This is a genomic window from Marinomonas spartinae, from assembly GCF_016461715.1.
Classification (GTDB): Bacteria; Pseudomonadota; Gammaproteobacteria; order Pseudomonadales; family Marinomonadaceae; genus Marinomonas; species Marinomonas spartinae_A.
The window spans coordinates 1-20923 of record NZ_JAEMUI010000010.1; the positions used below are offsets into that span (position 1 = coordinate 1).

Annotated in this window: 19 protein-coding genes; 15 read left to right on the forward strand and 4 right to left on the reverse strand. The window is 45.5% G+C overall.

Annotated features, from left to right (window positions below; translation table 11 throughout):
• Positions 1–42: 42 nt before the first annotated feature.
• A complete protein-coding gene (locus JHD45_RS10575) occupies positions 43–897 on the reverse strand; it encodes an NAD-dependent epimerase/dehydratase family protein (RefSeq protein WP_199476491.1) in 855 nt (284 codons plus the stop codon).
• A 122-nt stretch (positions 898–1019) separates the two neighbouring features.
• Here JHD45_RS10575 and JHD45_RS10580 point away from each other — a divergent pair, with 122 nt between their 5' ends.
• Together JHD45_RS10580 and recG are read left to right on the forward strand one after the other, a co-directional pair.
• Positions 1020–1925, forward strand: a complete 906-nt coding sequence (locus tag JHD45_RS10580) for a hydrogen peroxide-inducible genes activator (protein WP_199476492.1) — start codon at positions 1020–1022, stop codon at positions 1923–1925.
• An 8-nt stretch (positions 1926–1933) separates the two neighbouring features.
• Positions 1934–4015, forward strand: coding sequence for an ATP-dependent DNA helicase RecG (gene recG / locus JHD45_RS10585; RefSeq protein WP_199476493.1), 2082 nt, complete (start codon positions 1934–1936; stop codon positions 4013–4015).
• Here recG and lrp read toward each other — a convergent pair.
• Positions 4012–4488: a leucine-responsive transcriptional regulator Lrp gene (lrp, locus tag JHD45_RS10590; RefSeq protein ID WP_199476494.1), complete on the reverse strand. Its 477-nt coding sequence runs from the start codon at positions 4486–4488 to the stop codon at positions 4012–4014. The genes recG and lrp overlap by 4 nt on opposite strands.
• Positions 4489–5002: 514 nt before the next feature.
• Here lrp and JHD45_RS10595 point away from each other — a divergent pair.
• The 8 genes from JHD45_RS10595 to phoR all read left to right on the forward strand — a co-directional run bounded on the left by JHD45_RS10595 (position 5003) and on the right by phoR (position 13015).
• The gene (locus tag JHD45_RS10595) at positions 5003–6025 is read left to right on the forward strand and encodes an amino acid ABC transporter substrate-binding protein (RefSeq protein ID WP_199476495.1); all 1023 of its coding nucleotides are present in this window, start codon (positions 5003–5005) and stop codon (positions 6023–6025) included.
• A gap of 100 nt (positions 6026–6125) precedes the next feature.
• The gene (locus JHD45_RS10600) at positions 6126–7301 is read left to right on the forward strand and encodes an amino acid ABC transporter permease (protein ID WP_199476496.1); all 1176 of its coding nucleotides are present in this window, start codon (positions 6126–6128) and stop codon (positions 7299–7301) included.
• Between the two features lie 11 nt (positions 7302–7312).
• Positions 7313–8413 (forward strand): amino acid ABC transporter permease, encoded by a 1101-nt coding sequence (locus JHD45_RS10605; protein ID WP_199476497.1) that lies wholly within the window; start codon positions 7313–7315, stop codon positions 8411–8413.
• Between the two features lie 22 nt (positions 8414–8435).
• Entirely contained in the window at positions 8436–9215 is a 780-nt protein-coding gene (locus JHD45_RS10610) for an amino acid ABC transporter ATP-binding protein (RefSeq protein WP_325097286.1), read from the forward strand.
• 215 nt (positions 9216–9430) lie between these two features.
• Positions 9431–9961 (forward strand): chorismate--pyruvate lyase family protein, encoded by a 531-nt coding sequence (locus tag JHD45_RS10615; RefSeq protein WP_199476498.1) that lies wholly within the window; start codon positions 9431–9433, stop codon positions 9959–9961.
• Between the two features lie 48 nt (positions 9962–10009).
• Positions 10010–10867, forward strand: coding sequence for a 4-hydroxybenzoate octaprenyltransferase (gene ubiA / locus JHD45_RS10620; RefSeq protein ID WP_199476499.1), 858 nt, complete (start codon positions 10010–10012; stop codon positions 10865–10867).
• 84 nt (positions 10868–10951) lie between these two features.
• Complete coding sequence (gene phoB / locus JHD45_RS10625) at positions 10952–11644, forward strand: phosphate regulon transcriptional regulator PhoB (RefSeq protein ID WP_067012923.1); 693 nt, start codon at positions 10952–10954, stop codon at positions 11642–11644.
• Between the two features lie 9 nt (positions 11645–11653).
• Positions 11654–13015 (forward strand): phosphate regulon sensor histidine kinase PhoR, encoded by a 1362-nt coding sequence (gene phoR / locus JHD45_RS10630; RefSeq protein ID WP_199476500.1) that lies wholly within the window; start codon positions 11654–11656, stop codon positions 13013–13015.
• A gap of 147 nt (positions 13016–13162) precedes the next feature.
• Here phoR and JHD45_RS10635 read toward each other — a convergent pair whose 3' ends face one another.
• The gene (locus tag JHD45_RS10635; protein ID WP_199476501.1) at positions 13163–14005 is read right to left on the reverse strand and encodes a response regulator; all 843 of its coding nucleotides are present in this window, start codon (positions 14003–14005) and stop codon (positions 13163–13165) included.
• A 25-nt stretch (positions 14006–14030) separates the two neighbouring features.
• Positions 14031–14786, reverse strand: a complete 756-nt coding sequence (gene cysZ / locus JHD45_RS10640) for a sulfate transporter CysZ (protein WP_199476502.1) — start codon at positions 14784–14786, stop codon at positions 14031–14033.
• A 323-nt stretch (positions 14787–15109) separates the two neighbouring features.
• On the opposite strand from cysZ, the gene JHD45_RS10645 reads away from it, so the two are divergent.
• The 5 genes from JHD45_RS10645 to oppF all read left to right on the forward strand — a co-directional run bounded on the left by JHD45_RS10645 (position 15110) and on the right by oppF (position 20700).
• Entirely contained in the window at positions 15110–16732 is a 1623-nt protein-coding gene (locus tag JHD45_RS10645) for an ABC transporter substrate-binding protein (RefSeq protein WP_199476503.1), read from the forward strand.
• A 103-nt stretch (positions 16733–16835) separates the two neighbouring features.
• A complete protein-coding gene (gene oppB, locus JHD45_RS10650; RefSeq protein WP_199476504.1) occupies positions 16836–17756 on the forward strand; it encodes an oligopeptide ABC transporter permease OppB in 921 nt (306 codons plus the stop codon).
• Positions 17757–17767: 11 nt separating this feature from the next.
• Complete coding sequence (gene oppC / locus JHD45_RS10655) at positions 17768–18694, forward strand: oligopeptide ABC transporter permease OppC (RefSeq protein ID WP_199476505.1); 927 nt, start codon at positions 17768–17770, stop codon at positions 18692–18694.
• Between the two features lie 9 nt (positions 18695–18703).
• Positions 18704–19699 (forward strand): oligopeptide ABC transporter ATP-binding protein OppD, encoded by a 996-nt coding sequence (gene oppD, locus JHD45_RS10660; protein WP_199476506.1) that lies wholly within the window; start codon positions 18704–18706, stop codon positions 19697–19699.
• On the forward strand, positions 19696–20700 hold the full coding sequence (gene oppF / locus JHD45_RS10665) for a murein tripeptide/oligopeptide ABC transporter ATP binding protein OppF (RefSeq protein WP_199476507.1): 1005 nt from the start codon (positions 19696–19698) through the stop codon (positions 20698–20700). Before oppD ends, oppF begins: the two co-directional genes overlap by 4 nt.
• The last annotated feature ends 223 nt before the right edge of the window (positions 20701–20923 follow it).

Genomic DNA, 20923 nt, shown 5'->3' on the forward strand with positions numbered 1-20923 from the left:
AGCATCCGTGTTATTTTTATTTATAAATAGAAAAAATAATTTTCAGACAGACCTTTCGTGTCGGTATTGTTCAACTAATGGCAAGTAGCCCGATACATAACTGGGGTATTGAAAACGAAAGCCCGTATCAACAAGCGATTTATTACTAATACGTTTACCCGTTTTTGGTAAAAAGGCTTGAGCATTATCCGGAATATTCGCTGGAACACCCAATAGGTGAGCAATACAGAGTTTGACCTCCCACATGGAAACGGGAGTATGATCTGTCACTTCATAGTGGGCCAACAATGTCTCACCTTGGAACGCACAGTTCGCCAAATGCAGTAACGCTCGCACCACATCATCCCGATGAACCCGATTGGTCCAGCTATTTTTGTCCCAAGACTCAGCCGACATCACTTTTTGTAGCAGACGATAACGACCTGGGCCATAAATACCCGAACAACGTACAGCAACCGAGGGTAATGCTTTTGCCAGTACTTGCTCTGCTTCCAGAATCCATCGTGAAGACGCAGAGTCAGGTCTTTGAGGTTCCGTATGCTCGTCGATCCAATCCCCCTGATTTTGTCCATAGACACTGGTGCTCGACACAAAGAATACTCGCGGCTGAGTCGCACGATACCGTTCTACTATACGAGTTGCCGTCTCGTAATAAGCGGCGCGATAAGCGCTTTCATTATACTCTTGAGGTGTCATGATCAAAAAAATCAGATCCACATCGGGAAACTGTTCATCGCTAAATTGCGTGAGATCACCCGTTATGCCATGGACGCCTGATGGGAAATAGAGGCCCGTACGACGGATCGCACTCACCTGATGGCCTTGCTCCACAAGGGCTGGCGCGATACCCGTCCCTAAATCCCCACATCCGGCGATCAAAATACGTTTCGTTATCATAGAGTCTCCTAAAATAAGCCACACAATTCAAGTAATAAAAGCGCAAACAGGATTAACCGATACACCTTATCAAATTTTGTATTATCATAGTTATTAACAATGAATAGGTTGAGGGATTCGCGATGACATTAACAGAGTTAAAATACGTTGTTATGTTGGCACAGGAAAAGCATTTTGGACATGCTGCTGAAAAATGCTATGTGTCACAACCAACATTAAGTGTTGCAGTGAAAAAATTGGAAGAGGAACTAGGTGCCGCCATTTTTGAGCGTAGCAAAAGCTCTGTGTACATTACACCGCTGGGCGAACAAATTGTCGCGCAAGCAAAACGTGTCTTGGAACAGGCGAATACTATCAAAGAATTAGCCTCATCCGGTCATAACCAGCTAAAAGGCCCGATTAAAGTGGGAGCCATTTTTACCATTGCGCCGTACCTTTTTCCTTTTATGATTCCTACATTGCGCTCTATCACCAATGATATGCCCTTAATCATAGAAGAAGACCTGACGGAAAACCTGCGCCCTAAGCTGCGTAACGGTGAATTAGATGCCATCATCATCGCTTTACCCTTTAGAGAGCCAGATGTGGTAACACAACCTATCTATGAAGAAGAGTTTGTGGTGTTGATGCCTAAAGATCATTCTTGGACAAAATTATCCCACATCCATACCGATCAACTGTCAACCGATAACCTATTGTTGTTAGGTAAAGGTCATTGTTTTAGCGAGCAAGTATTAGAAGCTTGTCCCATGGTCAAAGAAGACGAATTCGGCGAAGGACGTACTATCGTCAACGGTAGTTCCTTGGAAACCATTCGCTACATGGTTGCCTCTGGACTGGGCGTCACTGTGTTACCAAAATCAGCGGTGACCAATATCGATAATAGCCTGCTGGAAATACGCCCTTTTGCGGACCCTGTCCCCAAACGCACCGTAGCACTTGCCTGGCGTGCCAGCTTTCCGCGCCCAAATGCTATTGACGCGGTCAGCCAATCCATTCGTGAAGCCAGCAAAAAACTTGAGCTCTAAGTACGCTTATGATGGATGATCTCGACACGCAAGATGTCAGAGAACTCAAAGGCGTTGGCAATGCAATGGCCGAAAAACTAGCGAAACTGCACCTTAATACGGTGCAGGATTTGCTGTTTCATCTGCCCATTCGCTATCAGGATCGCACTCGCGTGGTGCCTATAGGGCAGTTACGTTTTGGTGATGAAGCCGTTATAGAAGGGGTGGTCACGGGCTGCGAAATCAAAATGGGAAAACGCCGTAGTCTGTTGTGCCGTCTGAAAGACGGAACGGGCTCTTTATGTCTGCGTTTTTTTCATTTCTCTGCAGCGCAAAAGAAACAACTCGAATCGGGGAAAAAAATCCGTTGCTTTGGCGAAGTGCGTCGCGGCAGTACAGGCTTTGAGATGTATCATCCGGAATACAAGCTCGTTGACGAAGGATCAACATATAGTGAGTCAGACCAACTCACTCCCATTTACCCCCTGACAGACGGACTCACACAGCCAAAAATTCGCCAATTATGCGAACAAGCCTTAGCACGCCTAACACCATATAATTTGAAAGAATGGTTACCAGACGAAATTCGCCAGTCATTCAGCCTCCCCAACTTAGCGGACGCCATTCGATTTTTGCACCACCCTACTACCGATGCAAATTTAGAGCAGCTTAAAACGGGAGCGCACCCAGCCCAATATCGCCTGTCGTTTGAAGAATTGATGGCCCATCAATTATCTCTGATCGGAAAGAAGATCAAGGCCAAAGCAGATAAAGCCATTCAAGTCACAGAAAGCGGCACCTTGGCGCAACGCTTGCTCAGTCAGCTCCCCTTTTCGCCGACCAATGCTCAGCAACGCGTCTTTCAAGACATACTGCACGATCTTGCCTCAGGCCACCCTATGTTACGTTTGGTACAAGGAGACGTTGGTTCCGGTAAAACACTGGTGGCCGCCCTAGCAACGGCCGCCGTCGTTCAAGCGGGTTTCCAAGTGGCCATTATGGCGCCAACCGAAATTCTTGCCGAGCAGCATTTAACGAATTTTACTCAATGGTTCGCCCCTCTGGGTTTAAAAGTCGCCTGGATGGCCGGCAAGGTAAAAGGCAAAGCCCGGGAAAGTGAACTGGCTGATATAGCCTCTGGTGCCGCACAAATTGTCGTGGGCACGCATGCCCTATTTCAAGACTGTATCGAATTTGATCGTCTCGCTCTGGCGATTATCGATGAGCAGCACCGTTTTGGTGTGCACCAGCGCATGGCATTACGCGAGAAAGGTCTAAAACAGGGCTTTCAGCCTCATCAATTAATCATGACCGCGACGCCCATTCCTCGTACATTAGCCATGTCGGCCTATGCCGATCTTGACTGTTCCATTATTGATGAATTACCGCCAGGACGTACCCCTGTCAATACCATTGTGGTATCCGATCAACGCCGAAGTGAAGTCATAGAACGCGTCAAACAGGGCTGCCAAGAAGGCAAACAAGCCTATTGGGTATGTACTCTCATAGAAGAATCAGAAGCCTTGCAATGCCAAGCAGCTGAAGACACAGCGATCTTGCTACAAGAACAACTGGGCAATCTAAAAATTGGCTTGGTACACGGTCGCCTCAAGGCACAAGAAAAGGCGGATATTATGGCCCGTTTTAAGGCTGGCGAGCTGCAATTACTCGTCGCAACGACGGTTATTGAAGTGGGCGTAGACGTACCGAATGCCAGTTTAATGGTCATCGAAAACCCAGAACGCCTCGGTTTGGCGCAGCTTCATCAATTACGCGGCCGAGTTGGTCGGGGGCAAGCCGCCAGCCATTGTGTGCTACTTTATAAAGCACCACTTGGTGAACAGGGCAAGGCTCGACTATCGACCATGAGAGAAACCAACGATGGCTTTAAAATTGCCGAGAAAGATTTGGCGTTACGCGGCCCAGGAGAATTACTAGGCACCAGACAAACAGGGTTGTGGGAATTCAAAGTCGCCGATTTACAAAGGGACAAAGCCCTACTCGATGATGTGCAAAAAGCGGCCGTGCAATTACATCAGCGTTACCCAGAGCGCATTCCGCCCATCCTGTCACGCTGGCTGCCTGACCACGCCCGTTATCTGAATGTTTAACGAATATTCACCACCGTGGTATTTTTTACTTCTTCCATCGCAACATAGGTTCGAGACTCTCGAACATGGGGCAAGGTCAGTAAGGTTTCCCCTAACAATTGACGATAAGTATCCATATTAGACACGCGAGCTTTTAATAAATATTCAAAATCCCCCGCAATCAAATGGCACTCTAGAATCTCTGGAATCTCAGAGACCGCCACTTTGAATTCATTAAATCCCTCGGGAGACGTGGTTTTCAGACGAATCTCGACAAATACCAGTAGTCCAGCGTCCACTTTTTTCGGGTCGACTAGAGCACAATAGCCCGTGATGTAGCCATTACGCTCTAAGCGACGTACCCGTTCTAAGCAAGGCGTTGCACTCAGCCCAACTCGGCTGGCAAGTTCAACGTTAGATAAGCGACCATTATCTTGTAATTCTCGCAGTATCTTTTTGTCTAAGCGATCAAGCGGTTTGGTTGAGTTGTCCATTTTGCATGGATCTCCTTACATCACACTAAAGTTTTCTTAAGTCTATCATGGAGATGGCAACTTATGGGAAACGCTTTTTATCAATAGAACAAGAATAAAATACGCGTGCTTTAATGGGAAAGATAACTCTCACGCACCAATAAAGAGCAAAAATAAAAAAACGCACAGTAATGATACATTTTGTATCAGTTTTTGTTTTCCTCATCATTTTTGCGATCTTGCTTGCCCCATAACGAAGCATTTTCAACCTATCCAATTAACAGTATGGAGCACCAAAAAAAGTAAAAAATATGCAAATTTTGTTGGAATACTGTCATTTTATCCTTGACTGGGCCAGTGAAAGAGGCATTCTATACCGTGTAGCAAGCACTTTTCAGGTAAATGTGCTGCTTTTTTTTCGAAAAATATAATTAAATGTTGGCAACTGTTTTGCATAATCCTTACGAAATCTTAGATATTGTAAGTTTTTTGAGAACAACATACTAAAATATGAATATGCCTGGGAGGCGAAAAGATGAAATCGAACGTTGGCAAAATACTCTCAACAGCCGCAATTACTGCAGTCATCAGCACGGGAGCAGCTGCAGGCACACTTGACGATGTGAAAGCGAAGGGTTATCTACAATGCGGCGTAAGCCAAGGTGTACCGGGGTTCTCAAACGCAGACGATAAAGGCAACTGGTCTGGTATTGATGTGGATGCCTGTCGCGCGGTCGCTACTGCTATTTTCAACGACCCTAGCAAAGTAAAATTCACACCGCTTTCCGCTAAAGAACGTTTCACGGCATTGCAATCTGGCGAAATCGATATGCTCTCTCGTAACACTACTTGGACGTTTACTCGTGACGTATCTCTTGGTCTCGATTTCACCGCTATTACCTTTTATGACGGACAAGGCTTTATGGTTCATAAAGAGCTAGGGGTTAAATCCGCAAAAGACCTAGACGGTGCGACCGTCTGTACGCAATCAGGCACCACAACCGAATTAAACATGGCGGACTTTTTCCGTAAAAATAACATGTCTTACGTGCCAGTTATTATCCAAAAGGCAGACGAGGCTGTTGCGGCTTACGACTCAGGCCGTTGTGACGTATTCACCACAGACAAATCTGGCTTAGCCGCTTGGCGTACCAAACTCAAAAACCCAAAAGACAATATCATTCTTCCTGAAACCATTTCTAAAGAGCCTCTAGGCCCTGTGGTTCGCCAAGGTGATGAACAATGGAAAGATTTGGTGACTTGGGTGCTATTTGCACAAGTTAATGCAGAAGAAATGGGCATCAACTCTAAAAACGTTGCTGAAATCAAAAAAACAACGAAAGATCCCGCCATTATGCGTCTGCTAGGTGTTGATAGTGATATGGGTAAAGACCTTGGTCTAAGTGCCGATTGGGCTTATAACGTAATCGCCAAAGTGGGTAACTATGGCGAGGAGTTTGACCGTAACGTGGGTAAAGACTCACCACTTGACCTACCTCGTGGTTTGAACAACCTATGGGACAATGGCGGTATCATGTACGCGCCACCAGTTCGTTAATATAACTCTCTTCGGGTTATTACCCAGCCGCCTAAATCTGCGGCTGGGTGTCTTTCCTCTTTTCCTATACATCTGATGAGCAGTTATTGCCTGAACCAAGATGAATGATATAAAAGATCCTAGTAAAAAAAGCTTTTTGTACGATGCAGGAACACGTTCTCTTGTTTTTCAAGTCGTGCTATTGGCTATCGTTATATACGTTTGCTATTACCTATTTAGTAACCTACAAGCCAACTTAGACAGCCGAGGCATAACCACTGGCTTTGCTTTTTTAAACGAGCCTGCGGGCTTTCCTATTCTTATTCACCTAATTAGTTATACTGAGGCAGATACATACGGACGTGCCTTCCTTGTAGCCTTAATCAATACTTTTGTCATTTCCTTGCTGGGTATTATATTAGCCACCATTATTGGCGTGATAATGGGACTAGCCCGTTTGTCTAGAAACTGGCTAGTCGCCCGCTTGGCAACGGTTTATATTGAAACATTGCGTAATATTCCGCTGCTACTACAAATGTTTTTCTGGTATTTCGCCGTGCTCGCTGCACTGCCTACGCCCAGAAACAGTTATGAATTTGCCGACTTCTTATTGAATAAGCGTGGGATCTATTCTCCCAGTCCGATTACTCAAGAAGGTTTTAGCATCGCAGTAGCAGGGTTTATTGTCTCCATTGTAATCTCTATTGCTTTAATCATCTGGGCCAAAAAACGCCAAACTCGAACGGGGTTATGGTTTCCCGCTTATTGGTCATCTCTTGGCATTATTGTCGTCATTACCTTTTTAGCCTTTGCGGCAGCGGGTTTTCCTTTGGAATTTAACCTGCCTCACAAAACTCGCTTTAACGTTAGTGGTGGCATGGTGTTACCCCCTGAATTTGTCGCAGTATTGGTTGCCTTGTCGACCTATACAGGCTCTTTCATTGCAGAAATAGTTCGTGCTGGTATTTTGTCGGTAAATTGGGGACAAACAGAAGCCGCTCGTTCTCTAGGACTACGCGACAGCTTGACACAGCGGCTCATTGTTTTGCCTCAAGCATTGCGCGTCATCATCCCGCCTTTGACAAGTCAGTACCTAAACTTGGCTAAAAACTCATCATTAGGAGCCGCTATTGCGTATCCTGAATTGGTGTCTGTCGTCATGGGCACCACGCTAAACCAAACTGGCCAAGCGATTGAAACCATCGGCTTATGTATGCTGGTGTACGGTTCATTGAGCTTAAGTATTTCTTTGTTTATGAACTGGTATAACAAAAAAATGTCACTAATTGAGCGCTAGGAGAGGCACACATGGCTATTGAATTTAAACCATCACCCAGCCTCCCACCACCATCCACAGCGGTGGGACCTGTTGCGTGGGTTCGACATAACCTTTTGTCTTCCCCATTGAATATTATTCTGACAATCTTCAGCCTGTACATTCTGTATTTGCTTATTCCACCACTTATCGAATGGGGCGTAATCAATGCCACATGGACTGGCTCATCCAATAAAGCTTGTACTGGCAGCGGAGCCTGTTGGGCGTTTATAAATTCCTACTTTGAACAGTTCATGTATGGCTTTTACCCTTCTGACCAAACATGGCGAGTCAACTTAGCGTTGGTGATTTTGGTACTTTTAGTGGCCATGTTTGCCATTAAAAAAATCAATAGGTTTTACCTGACACTGGTTATTATCCTTCCTTACCCTATCCTAGCTTACTATTTATTTTCTGGAGGTGCGTTTGGTTTAGAGCCTGTCGAAACGGCCAAATGGGGTGGTCTCTTCTTAACCATTCTGCTGGGTGTTATTGGGATTGTGGCATCGTTTCCATTGGGTGCTTTGTTGGCTTTAGGACGTCGCTCTAATATGCCTGTAGCCAAAGCCGTTTGTGTTATCTTTATCGAAACCATTCGTGCTGTCCCATTGATCACCATTTTGTTTATGGCATCGGTGATGATCCCACTCTTTTTGCCTGATGGATTAAACTTTAACAAACTGTTGAGAGTGTTAATCGGTATTGTCCTTTTCTCATCCGCTTATATGGCGGAGGTGATTCGAGGTGGGTTACAAGCCATTCCGAAAGGTCAATATGAAGCTGCAGATGCGATGGGGCTGACCTATTGGCAATCTATGTCGCTCATTATTTTACCCCAGGCTTTAAAATTGGTTATCCCTGGCATCGTCAATACCTTTATTGGTTTATTTAAAGACACAACTCTGGTTTACATCGTGGGTATGTTTGATTTCTTAGGACGTATTCAAGCCGCTAACCACGATACAAATTGGTTGGGCACCACCGTCGAAGGGTATGTTTTCGCTGCTTTCGTTTACTGGGCTTTCTGCTTTGGTATGTCCCGTTACAGCATGGCACTAGAGCGTAAATTAGAAACTGGACATAAGCGGAATTAGTCAAGAATTTGAGGCTTTTATAATGACAGATAGAAATATGGCACTGGCTCAATTGGAGCAAGGCGAACAAGCAATCATTGAGTTTAAAGACGTAAACAAATGGTATGGCGAATTTCATGTGCTAAAAAATATCAACTTTAGCATCAAAAAAGGGGAGCGAATCGTCGTCTGCGGTCCATCGGGATCGGGAAAATCGACAATGACTCGCTGTATTAATCGCCTTGAAGAGCATCAGAAAGGCATCATTACCGTCGATGGTATCGAGATGAATAATAACTTGAAGAACATCGAGACTATTCGTAAAGATGTCGGCATGGTGTTCCAGCATTTTAACTTGTTCCCGCACTTAAGCATTCTTGAAAACCTGACGCTAGCTCCTATTTGGGTACGTAAAATGCCCAAAAAAGAAGCAGAAGAACTGGCCATGCATTATTTGGAACGCGTTAAAATTGCCAACCAAGCATTAAAATACCCAGGGCAACTTTCCGGGGGCCAACAACAGCGTGTGGCGATTGCCCGTGGCCTGTGTATGCAGCCACGCATCATGCTATTTGATGAGCCCACTTCCGCTCTTGACCCAGAAATGATCAAAGAAGTGCTCGATGTTATGGTGAAGTTGGCAGAAGAAGGGATGACCATGGTTTGTGTTACCCATGAAATGGGCTTTGCTAAAACCGTGGCGGATCGCGTGGTCTTTATGGATGCTGGAGAAATTGTGGAGGCCAATGAGCCTCAAGAGTTTTTCAATAATCCACAGCATGACCGTACACAATTATTCCTAAGCCAAATTTTAAACCATTAATATCGGTTCCCCACTAACCGAGCGATTCGGGTTAATCGCCTCATCTTGATGTGCCACCATGACGTTGGGCGCAGTAAGGTGAGGCTTTTTTATGGGCGTTTTCTATGCGACATCACTTCCAAACCTCAATATAATAGCCACGTCACTAATCGAGGTCTTTGAGCGCTACCAGAAACACCAGTGTCGATCAAAGAGCTCTAAACGATTGGCCTAACATGCAACTGAATCATCATCTGACACTTGCCCTGCACTACCGTTGGCAACCCTTAAGACAAATTAACAAACAGCAAATTCCGGCGTCACTTTGGTTTTGGCTCACGACCAGTCAATCCATCACCGCAGAATTGAAAAAAAGAGGCCAACTCACCGTAGAGATCATTGAGGATGGTTGGGGGAAGGCAACACCACGTGAAAAACGTCGACTCAACATGAAGCCACGCGATGCTGCGCGTGTTCGCACGGTATTATTAAAAGTTAATGGACGAACCATTATATACGCTCGCTCCATTATACCAGCCAACGCCTTACGTGGTCATTGGCGACAGGTGAAACATTTGCACAATAAACCATTGGGCGGTTATTTGTTTAAGCATAGGGCCCTTAAACGCAGTCCTATTGAGGTGGCCGCCCTTCCCAAAGGCTTATTTACCAATCACCATACCAAAATCTGGGCAAGACGCTCTGTTTTCCAACAATTTGGCTCTGGTATCTTGGTCAGTGAAGCGTTTTTCGAGACAATGGCATAACATAAAGGCAGTTTCGCCTAATATTGACGACTTAATCAATGGACTCTCATGAACAAGCTTAAAGATTACGCCGATTTAACGCGTTTTAATCGCCCGATTGGCTCCCTACTCTTGCTGTGGCCAACCCTGTGGGCCCTTTGGTTAGCGGCCGATGGCTGGCCACAGTGGCACCTTATTGTCATTTTTGTTCTAGGGGTGTTTAGCATGCGTTCTGCTGGCTGTGTCATCAATGATTATGCCGACCGAAAAGTCGATGGTCACGTTGAGCGCACAAAGAATCGTCCTTTACCATCTGGCCGTGTGTCCGAAAAAGAAGCGCTGGGATTGTTCGCCTTTTTGGTCGCACTGAGCTTTTTGTTGGTGTTGTGTACCGATTTACGAACCATTTTGCTGTCTTTCGTCGGCTTAGGGCTAGCAGCACTGTACCCCTTTATGAAGCGCTACACCCATCTACCCCAGTTATTTCTTGGCTTGGCGTTCTCTTGGGCCATACCCATGGCATACAGCGCCCAAGGTGGAGATCTGCTAGACCCCAAGTTGTGGATGCTGTTTGTAGCAAATTGCTTCTGGACCATTGCCTATGACACCTACTATGCCATGACAGACCGACCCGACGACTTAAAGGTCGGCATTAAATCCACCGCGATCCTTTTCGGCAAATACGATTTACTTGTTATTCTCTGTCTACAAGGTCTAACGTTATCCCTATTGGTCTGGATCGGGATACTGGCCCACCTTAACTGGATCTACTTTGTGTCGCTTATCATCAGTTTGGGATTATTTGGGCTGCAATACCAAAAAGCCAAAGAACGTGACCGACAAGCCTGCTTCCATGCTTTCTTAGATAATAACCGAATTGGTTACTGTATCTTTATTGGCATCGCTGCTAGCTTACTATTTATGTAATATATGGCGAATATGTGACATTTTCATATAACTGTCATACTAAGACGTTTTAATTAAACCGTTCCTGAGATGAGGGTAGATCCTGTGACCGGTAAAAAAGTATTAATCATTGATGATGAGTCTTCCATTCGCGAAATGATCGCCGTCGCCTTAGAAATGGCGGGATACGAATATATGGAAGCAGAAAATAGCCAACAAGCCCACGAAATCATTGTCGACCATCGACCTGATTTGATTCTCTGCGACTGGATGATGCCAGGGAGTAGCGGCATAGAACTGACTCGTCGCCTAAAAAAAGACAGTGCAACAGCGGAAATCCCCGTCATTATGTTGACGGCAAAAAGCGAGGAAGACAACAAAATTCAAGGGCTGGAAGTCGGTGCTGACGATTACATTACCAAGCCCTTCTCGCCACGAGAATTAGTCGCCAGACTGAAAGCGGTGCTACGTCGAGCCACGCCTCAAGGGGTGGATGAGCCAATTGAAATCGAAGGGTTAACCCTTGATCCTATTAGCCAACGCGTTACCATTGACAATAAGCCGCTAGATATGGGGCCGACGGAGTACCGTCTGCTAAAATTTCTCATGACTCACCAAGAAAGAGCCTATTCACGGGCACAATTATTGGATCAGGTATGGGGCGGTAATGTTTATGTGGAAGAACGTACCGTTGATGTGCATATTCGCCGTTTACGAAAAGCCATTGGTAGCAGTCACGACTTTTTGATTCAAACCGTTCGAGGGACTGGCTACCGATTCTCTCCCAAAAGGACTTAGTCATATAATATGAAAGCAGTTTGGCGAAGAGCAATAATTCGCTGGTCTTTAGGGCTTTTGGCCTGCATCGTCATCGGTTTTATCATAAACCACTTACAAGCCGTCGTACTTTTGTTTTTATTGGGAACATTGTATTGGCAGCTGTATCAACTTTACCAATTTCATTATTGGCTACGTCACTCTGGGCGAGGCGCCCCTCCTGAATCGGATGGCATCTGGGGAGATATCTTCGATGTTGTCTACCGTTTGCAGAAAAAACAGCGTAAATCGAAGCGCCGTATGCGCCAAGCTCTGAATCGTATCGAGAATTCTACCGCCGCCCTAAAAGAAGGCGTCATTATGGCCGATAACCAAGGCAACTTAGAGTGGTGGAATAACTCGGCAGGACACTTTTTAGGCCTAATGCGCCCAGTTGATCGAGGGCAGCCCATTACCAATATTGTTCGCAACCCAGAATTTTTTCGTTACTTTACCCAAAAACGTTTTGGAGAACCCCTGGTGATTAAGTCACCGGCCAAAGAGGGCGTTTATTTAGAAGTCCAAACCACCTTGTACGATAAAAATGATCATTTGATTTTTATCCGCGATGTCACAAGACTGCACCTGCTTGAAGAAATGCGCAAAGACTTTGTCGCCAATGCCTCCCATGAGCTAAAAACCCCTTTAACGGTCATTAAAGGTTATTTAGAAACGTTAGAAATGTTCCAAGATTCCCTGCCCGCCAGCATGCAAAAAGGCATCGCAAATATGTCTGAGCAGTCGGAGCGCATGGAACATTTAATCGAAGATTTGTTGCTATTATCGCGTTTAGAAAGCAACGATAAACGAGAAGAAGAACATTGGCATGAGGTGTCTTCTTGGACGGAAGCCATTAAGAAAATTGCGTCACCTCTACTTACTGAAAAACATTCTTTAGACATTGATATTCCAGAAAAAGCACGTCTGTACGGCGCCTACAACGAACTCTACAGTGCGTTTTCTAATTTGGTGGTAAACGCCATCAAGTATTCACCAGATGGCGGTGAAATCAAAGTGAAATGGGAGTCTAATGAATTCAGTGGCGTGTTTTCAGTTGCCGACCACGGCTTAGGCATAGACCCAAGATACATTCCGCGCTTAACGGAGCGATTTTTCCGAGTCGATAAGGGTCGTAGTACCAAAACGGGCGGCACGGGATTAGGCTTAGCCATCGTCAAACATGTGCTCATGCACCATGATGCTAAGTTACAGATTCTTAGCGAACTCAACCGTGGCAGTCGCTTCTCTTGTCATTTCCCTGCCAACCGAGTACGGACGGATGATATTCCAGCGTTTTCTGCAATAGAAAAAAATGTTGAGGATGACAAAGAGCCTATTGCAAAAGACCAATAAACCCCACCCTAACCCTCCCCTTCAATAAGGGGAGGGAACAAGACATTCCTCAGCCCAACCCCTTCCCCTTACAACGGAGCTGGGAGGGAACTGTTTTGCTCCTCCCCCTTGCCAAGGGGGAGGCTGGGAGGGGGTTATAAGGGTTCACTATAAGCTATCAAATAGCTTACTGATAAAGACTTCTTTTTCAGCATCTTGATCAATCAACCCTAAACCAACGGTTAAAAAAGTTGAATCATGTTTCTTCTCAGTGGTAGCGACGGATTGAACATAATAATTTAGGCGATTGACTTTACCCTCAAACTCTAAATCCAAAACCGATTGCCCCAGTACTTGAGGAATCACATCATCGCTTTTTATCAGCATGGTGGCGTCTTGCTTACTAAATTGAATCACCATGCAGCGAAACTGTTTGCCTTCGAAACGCACCATAGTGGGAATTTTCACATCTTTCACTGTGGGGACAGGGGCATCAGGGTTGATAAATTTCGTCGCCTCGACTTTACGAGATGATTTTCCCCCCATTAAAACATCCAATGATGCCGATGCGACACCACCAGCAGGCGAAGCACTTCTAGGTTTTTGCGAGGTCAGCTTGCTTTGCATATTATGCTTTTTGGCGGCGCTCATCACCTTATTCACCAGCTGTTCACTGGAAAACGGTTTCCCCAAATAATCGGTCACACCGGATTTGACCGCCTCCACCACATGGTCTTTATCGCCACGGCTGGTAATCATCACAAAAGGAATATTTTCTTTTTTGTATTCAGGCTGCTCACGGCACCACTGCAAAAGCTCTACCCCAGTCATTTCGGGCATTTCCCAATCACACAGCACCATATCGAACTGACTTTTCGATAGCAATTGTTGGGCCTTGCGGCCATTAACGGCTTCCTCCAATATGGCGGCTGGAAACTCCTTACGCAATGTGCGACGAATTAAATCGCGCGTAAAAGACGCATCATCCACCACCAGTATTTTTATCGACATTCACAAGCCTCTTTCTAGAGCAATCTTACAAGGAAGTGCCATTACCATGCACAGGTTGGAAAACCGAGACCCACAGAAGCGTGGCAGCCAACACAGCAATCGGCATGATCACTAAATTTACAAAAGGAATCGTCAAACAGACCATGACAATACCGCCAAAGGTCCAACACAATAGCGGCTTAGTACGCAACGCCATACGCATGTCATAAAAGGCGACTTTGTTATTGTCAAATGCGTAATCCATGTATTGAAGTGACAACATCCATGCTGAAAATAATAGCAGCAAAACCGGAGCAACGACATTCACCAAGGGGATAAAAGACAACACTATTAACAAAATGAAACGTGGTAAGAAATAGAATAATTTCTGACATTCACGCTGCACACTGCGAGCAATAATAGCAATCACCACTTTCGTGGTCATTTTTTCATCGAACACTTTACCCGTTTGCTTCTCTTCTACCTTCTCCGCCAAGATGGCCATAAAAGGCGACGCCAAAATGTTCACCCCAATAGAAAAACTATAAAACAGCAACACAGCAATAATGGCGGCAAAGATGATATAAAACAGCCAATGCATAAAGGCGAGCCAATGGGGCAAATAGCCCATCGCCATATTAATCAAATCATCAAAGTAATGCAGAGCCACCATGTACAATAACGCCATGAGGATCACATTCGCCACTAAAGGCGCTAAGATAAAAATCCGCAACCCAGGGGAAACAATCAAAGGTAAGGCTTTCAGAAACGCACCGGCGGCTTTAAAAGGCTGTGTAATCACTCTTATTTATTCCTAATCGATCATAATAGCCAAGAGCATAGCATGAGCGGATTATTGGCTCCATGTCATCCGCTTTTCCTTAGTCAGGATCCTCGTAAAACAACTTAAAAAATCATGATTCTCCTTGTCACTTTCACAAAAATGAAGCAAGCCTAACAACCTTTACCTTTATTAGACGCATAACCTGATACGGAATTTCGATTGTGACCTTTTGTAAATTGATTAACTATGAAGGCTGAGCTTAGTTTCGCTCGTCTCATGACTTTATCGTCAACAAGAATAAAAGACCTCACAAAAGCTAACTAATTAAGGTAACGATTATTATGAAGAAGACAAAAACGTTAATCGCCAGCGCCATTCTTGCGGCATCTTTTGGAGCCATGCAAGTATACGCAGCCAATGTGCCTGCGGGTGTTCAACTGGCGAAAAATCAAGTTCTAGTCAAAGGGGGCGAAGGCGAACCTCAAACCATTGATCCACAGAAAGTCTCTGGTACACCGGGATCGCTACGTGACCGTGACCTGTTTGAAGGCTTATACAGTGAAGGTAAAGATGGCGTGTTAGTGCCTGGTGTCGCCGAAAGCTACACAGTTAACAAAGATCACACCGTTTACACCTTCAAATTACGCCATGATGCGAAATGGTCAGACGGCAGCCCTGTTACCGCAGAAGATTTTGTCTTCGGATTTCAGCGTCTTGTCGATCCAAAAACCGCCTCAACCTATTCTTACTATGCCGCATTAGCAGGTATTAAAAACGCACAAAACATCATTGACGGTAAAGATAAAGTATCTTCTTTAGGGGTAAAAGCACTGGATGCCCACACCTTCCAAGTCACCTTGGACCATTCCGTACCGTATTTTGTCAAAATGACCGTAAACTCCTCTCTTTTCCCTGCGCCTAAAAAAGTGGTTGAGAAATGGGGAGACGCTTGGACCAAACCAGAGCATATCGTAAGCAATGGTGCCTATAAACTGGAAAGTTGGGTCGTCAACCAACAAATGGTCTTTGTTCGTAACCACGACTACTGGAACGACAAAAAAACCGTTATCAATAAAGTGGTTGTGTTACCTATTGTCGATGCTGCTGTGGAATACAGCCGTTACATGGCAGGCGATTTGGACATGACATCTAATAGTGGCATTCCAACTAACCGTTACCATGAGTTGTTAAAAACCGTTCCTAACCAGGTAAAAGTTTCTCCTGCTTTGGCGGTTTACTATTACGACTTCAATAATCAAAAGCCACCTTTTAACGACGTGCGTGTTCGTAAAGCCTTGTCTTACGCTATTGACCGTAACATCATCACCAAATATGTAACAGGTACTGGTGAAATCCCTGCTTATTCTTTTACACCACCAGATGTGTCAGGCTTTAAAGCCAAAGAGCCTCAATACGAGAAATGGACCCAAGCAGAACGTAATAAAAAAGCCCAAGAGCTATTAAAAGCAGCAGGCTTCGATAAGAGCCATCCGCTGAATTTCACCTTGCTTTACAACACCAATGAAAACCACAAGAAAATTGCCATCGCAATTTCCGCCATGTGGAAAAAAACCTTGGGCGTCAACGTGACCCTAGATAACCAAGAGTGGAAAACCTTCCTTAACACTCGTCAGCTAGGTAACTACCAAGTAGCCCGTGACGGCTGGTTTGGTGACTATAACGAAGCGTCGACTTTCTTGAGTTTGTTGGACTCTACTTCTAGTCAAAACAATGCTCAATATAAAAACCCAGCGTACGATAAGCTGATGGATGAAGCGGCGAAAGCGAACAACCCAGCGCCTTATTATCAAAAAGCGGAAGACCTAGCAATTGATCAAGACATGGCGGTAGCGCCTATCTATCAATACGTCACTAAGCGCTTGATCAAGCCTTATGTGGGTGGCTACATGCCAAATCTTGAAGACAATATCTATACTCGTGATATGTACATCATCAAGCATTAAGATTGTCTCTTACTTACCCCAGCGCAGTGATGCGCTGGGGTTTATTTCCACTGATGGTTCCCTTGTATTAGCCGCCTAGCGGCGACCTAATCAGGTATTTTTTATGTTCAGATTTATTGTTAAGCGCTTGCTTGAAGCCATTCCAACACTGTGGGCGTTGGTAACACTGTCTTTCTTTTTAATGCGTTTCTCCCCAGGTAGTCCATTTACCTCAGAGCGAGGTATACCAGCGGCGGTATTGGCAAATCTACAAGCCAAGTATCATATGAATGAGCCGTTAATGAATCAATATTTCCATTATCTATGGGATTTATTGCACGGTAATCTGGGTTACTCATTCCGCTTTAGTGACTATACGATTAACCAGTTGATAGCACAGAGCTTCCCCATTTCGGCCGAAATCGGTTTTTGGTCTTTTCTGGTTGCGGTCTCCCTTGGCGTGATATGTGGTGTCTTTGCCGCGCTACGCCAGAACTCTCTTCTCGATTATGGCGTGATGACCTTTGCCAATATCGGAATGGTATTGCCTAACTTTGTGATTGCGCCCTTGTGTATTCTGTTTTTCTCCATTAAACACCATTGGTTACCAGCAGGCGGCTGGAATGGTGGCGCTTGGCAATACTTGATCATGCCTGTCATCGCCATGTCCACCAGCTATATTGCGCAGATAGCCCGTATTACCCGTGGCAGCATGATCGAGACCATGCACTCTCACTTTATTCGTACCGCTCGCGCTAAAGGCTTACCGAAAGCACGTATTGTTATCCAACATGCTCTGCGTCCTGCCATGTTGCCAGTGGTTTCTTATCTTGGGCCCGCGTTTGTCGGTATCGTCACAGGCTCGGTGGTGGTTGATCAATTCTTCGGTACTGGCGGTATCGGCCAAAACTTTGTCAATGGTGCGCTTAACCGCGATTACTCTTTAGTCATGGGCGTGACGATTTTGATCGGTACCTTGACCATTTTGTTTAACGCCATTGTCGACATTCTGTATGTCTTCATTGACCCTAAAATTCGTTATTAGAGCATTTCATTATGATAACCAATAAAGATAAAGTTGCGGCAGTCGAAAAATTTGCCGAACAAGTTGTCGAAGTGGAAGGTCGCAGCTTGTGGCAGGATGCTCGCCGTCGCTTCTTCACTAATAAAGCCGCAGTAATCAGTCTAATAATATTGATAATTATTGCTGCCTTATCCATTTTTGGTCCCCTATTAAGCCGCTGGAACTATGCTGACATCGACTGGAGTGCGTTGTCTGATATCTCTACTCTGGGACGACCCAGTATTGCCAATGGCCATTATTTTGGGACCGACCCCTTAGGGCGCGATATTTTTGTGCGCACCATGCAAGGGGGTCAGATCTCTTTGATGGTCGGGATTTTAGGCAGTTTTGTTGCGGTGATTATCGGCACCCTTTATGGCGCCACATCAGGCTACTTAGGTGGCAAAGTGGACAGCGTAATGATGCGTTTCCTAGAGATTCTAAACTCGTTCCCTTTTATGTTTTTCGTGATCATCTTGATGACGGTATTCGGTCGTAATATTCTGCTGATTTTCGTGGCGATCGGAGCCGTGTCTTGGCTGGATATGGCACGTATTGTCCGTGGTCAAACCCTGAGTTTGAAAAACAAAGAATACATCGAAGCCGCCTACGCTTGTGGGGTGTCAACGCCGAAAATCATTATCCGTCACATCGTGCCAAACGTACTGGGTGTGGTTATCGTTTATGCGACCTTGCTGGTCCCCAACATGATTCTGCTGGAATCTTTTATTAGTTTCTTAGGCCTTGGGGTACAAGAGCCTATGACCAGTTGGGGGGCGTTGATTTCTGAAGGGGCGCCAAACATGGACGTCGCTGTCTGGCAATTAGCCTGGCCCTTGGGCTTCTTGGTGGTCACACTGTTTTGTTTTAACTTCCTAGGCGACGGTTTACGCGACGCTCTAGATCCAAAAGACCGCTAGGAGGATCGTATGACGAAGACTGTGGAGAAAGAAAATATTTTAGAAGTTGATAATCTGCGTGTTAATTTTAAAACACCAGATGGCCTCGTGACGGCTGTCAACGACTTAACATTTAACCTTGCCCAAGGGGAAACGCTGGGCATCGTTGGTGAATCCGGCTCAGGGAAAAGCCAAACGGCGTTTGCCTTGATGGGCCTGCTGGCAGGCAATGGCGTGATTGAAGGCGAAGCCCGCTTTGAAGGGCAAAACATTCTGACCCTTAACGAAAAGGCCATGAATCATATTCGCTCCGAAAAAATTGCCATGATCTTCCAAGATCCAATGACGTCCTTGAATCCTTATATGAAGGTCGGCAAGCAGTTAATGGAAGTGTTGCTTCTGCATAAGGGTATGAACAAGGCGGACGCCTTTGAAGCTTCGGTAAAAATGCTCGATGCGGTAAAAATGCCAGAAGCCCGCAAGCGTATGAATATGTATCCTCACGAGTTTTCAGGCGGCATGCGTCAACGAGTCATGATCGCTATGGCCTTGTTATGCCAGCCAAAATTATTAATCGCCGATGAGCCTACCACAGCATTAGACGTGACGGTGCAAGCGCAAATTTTAACGCTATTGAACGAGCTAAAAGCCGACTTTAACACCTCTATCATTATGATTACCCATGATTTGGGTGTGGTGGCTGGTTTATGTGACAAAGTGTTGGTCATGTATGCTGGTCGTACCATGGAATACGGCCAAACAGAAGATGTGTTCTATCGCCCAACACACCCTTATACAAAAGGGTTATTGGAAGCCATTCCTCGTCTTGATGGCGATGGTGGCGCGCTAGCAACAATCGCAGGTAACCCACCCAACTTACTCAACCTTCCGGCAGGTTGCCCCTTCCAAGAGCGTTGCCTATACGCAGAAGATCGCTGCCGTAAAGAATCGCCTGTTTTGGAAGAATATCAACCTGGGAAATTACGCGCTTGTCACAAACCGGTGAATTGGGAGGTGGCGTCATGAGTACAGCAACTGACAACGTATTAATGGAAGTGAAAGACTTAAAAGTTCACTTCAACATCAAAGCAGACAACGCTTGGCCATGGACGCCAGGACAAGCATTAAAAGCCGTCGATGGTGTCAACCTAACCATTTACGAAGGCGAAACCCTTGGTGTGGTGGGAGAGTCCGGCTGTGGTAAATCCACCCTTGCTCGGGCCCTATTACGTCTTGTGCCCATTACTGATGGTAGCGTGGTTTGGTTAGGACAGGACTTAACCGACCTAGATAAAAAGCAAATGCGAGATAAGCGCCAAGAACTGCAAATGATCTTTCAGGATCCATTGGCGTCGTTAAACCCTCGTATGACGGTTGGAGACATCATCGCTGAGCCGCTACGCACGTTTAAGCCCCATTTGTCTAAGAAAGAAGTCAAAGATCAAGTACGCGCAATCATGGATCGTGTTGGCCTTCTCCCCAACGTGATTAACCGCTACCCACACGAGTTCTCCGGTGGTCAGTGTCAGCGCATCGGCATCGCTCGCGCCTTGATTCTTAAGCCGAAACTTGTGGTGTGTGATGAGCCGGTATCCGCGTTGGATGTGTCCATCCAAGCACAAGTGGTCAATTTGCTAAAAGAGCTACAAGAGGAAATGGGCCTGTCTTTGGTATTCATCGCCCACGATTTAAGTGTGGTAAAGCACATTTCAGACCGTGTCCTTGTGATGTATCTAGGCAACGCGGTGGAGTTGGCAAGCAAGCACTCGCTGTATGACACACCACGCCATCCTTACACCAAAGCTCTATTGTCTGCTGTCCCGGTACCCGATCCGCAACATGAGCGTGGTAAAAAGATCCAGCTACTCGCAGGGGATTTACCCTCACCGATTAATCCGCCTTCGGGCTGTGTTTTCCGTACTCGTTGCCCTCACGCCAATGAAGATTGCGCGAGCCAAAAACCGGTTTTGGAAAACCTGTCCAGCGAACACCAGGCTGCCTGCTTGCGTCTAGCAGAGATTGCCTAACTTGCTCTTAACGGCATAACGAGGCCCTGAAAAAACTGTACTTACGGAGTAGGTGCAGTTTTTTATATTTCCAACCACGATCATGTCTTTAACCCTGACAATGAGCAAGATTACACCCTCTATAAGATTAGGTTTTCATGGAAAACGACACTATGAACCACTATATCTTTAGAATATCTTGACATTGATTTAGAATATAACACTACACTATAAGCTGATCATT

Excerpts from the sequence above, each read along its gene's own strand:
- recG (WP_199476493.1), top strand. The coding sequence starts at position 1,934 with ATGATGGATGATCTCGACACGCAAGATGTCAGAGAACTCAAAGGCGTT.
- JHD45_RS10580 (WP_199476492.1), top strand. The coding sequence starts at position 1,020 with ATGACATTAACAGAGTTAAAATACGTTGTTATGTTGGCACAGGAAAAG.
- JHD45_RS10645 (WP_199476503.1), top strand. The coding sequence starts at position 15,110 with ATGAAGAAGACAAAAACGTTAATCGCCAGCGCCATTCTTGCGGCATCT.
- JHD45_RS10600 (WP_199476496.1), top strand. The coding sequence starts at position 6,126 with ATGAATGATATAAAAGATCCTAGTAAAAAAAGCTTTTTGTACGATGCA.
- JHD45_RS10610 (WP_325097286.1), top strand. The coding sequence starts at position 8,436 with ATGACAGATAGAAATATGGCACTGGCTCAATTGGAGCAAGGCGAACAA.
- phoR (WP_199476500.1), top strand. The coding sequence starts at position 11,654 with ATGAAAGCAGTTTGGCGAAGAGCAATAATTCGCTGGTCTTTAGGGCTT.
- lrp (WP_199476494.1), bottom strand. The coding sequence starts at position 4,488 with ATGGACAACTCAACCAAACCGCTTGATCGCTTAGACAAAAAGATACTG.
- JHD45_RS10605 (WP_199476497.1), top strand. The coding sequence starts at position 7,313 with ATGGCTATTGAATTTAAACCATCACCCAGCCTCCCACCACCATCCACA.
- oppC (WP_199476505.1), top strand. The coding sequence starts at position 17,768 with ATGATAACCAATAAAGATAAAGTTGCGGCAGTCGAAAAATTTGCCGAA.
- oppF (WP_199476507.1), top strand. The coding sequence starts at position 19,696 with ATGAGTACAGCAACTGACAACGTATTAATGGAAGTGAAAGACTTAAAA.
- oppB (WP_199476504.1), top strand. The coding sequence starts at position 16,836 with ATGTTCAGATTTATTGTTAAGCGCTTGCTTGAAGCCATTCCAACACTG.
- ubiA (WP_199476499.1), top strand. The coding sequence starts at position 10,010 with ATGAACAAGCTTAAAGATTACGCCGATTTAACGCGTTTTAATCGCCCG.
- JHD45_RS10615 (WP_199476498.1), top strand. The coding sequence starts at position 9,431 with ATGCAACTGAATCATCATCTGACACTTGCCCTGCACTACCGTTGGCAA.
- JHD45_RS10635 (WP_199476501.1), bottom strand. The coding sequence starts at position 14,005 with ATGTCGATAAAAATACTGGTGGTGGATGATGCGTCTTTTACGCGCGAT.
- JHD45_RS10575 (WP_199476491.1), bottom strand. The coding sequence starts at position 897 with ATGATAACGAAACGTATTTTGATCGCCGGATGTGGGGATTTAGGGACG.
- oppD (WP_199476506.1), top strand. The coding sequence starts at position 18,704 with ATGACGAAGACTGTGGAGAAAGAAAATATTTTAGAAGTTGATAATCTG.
- JHD45_RS10595 (WP_199476495.1), top strand. The coding sequence starts at position 5,003 with ATGAAATCGAACGTTGGCAAAATACTCTCAACAGCCGCAATTACTGCA.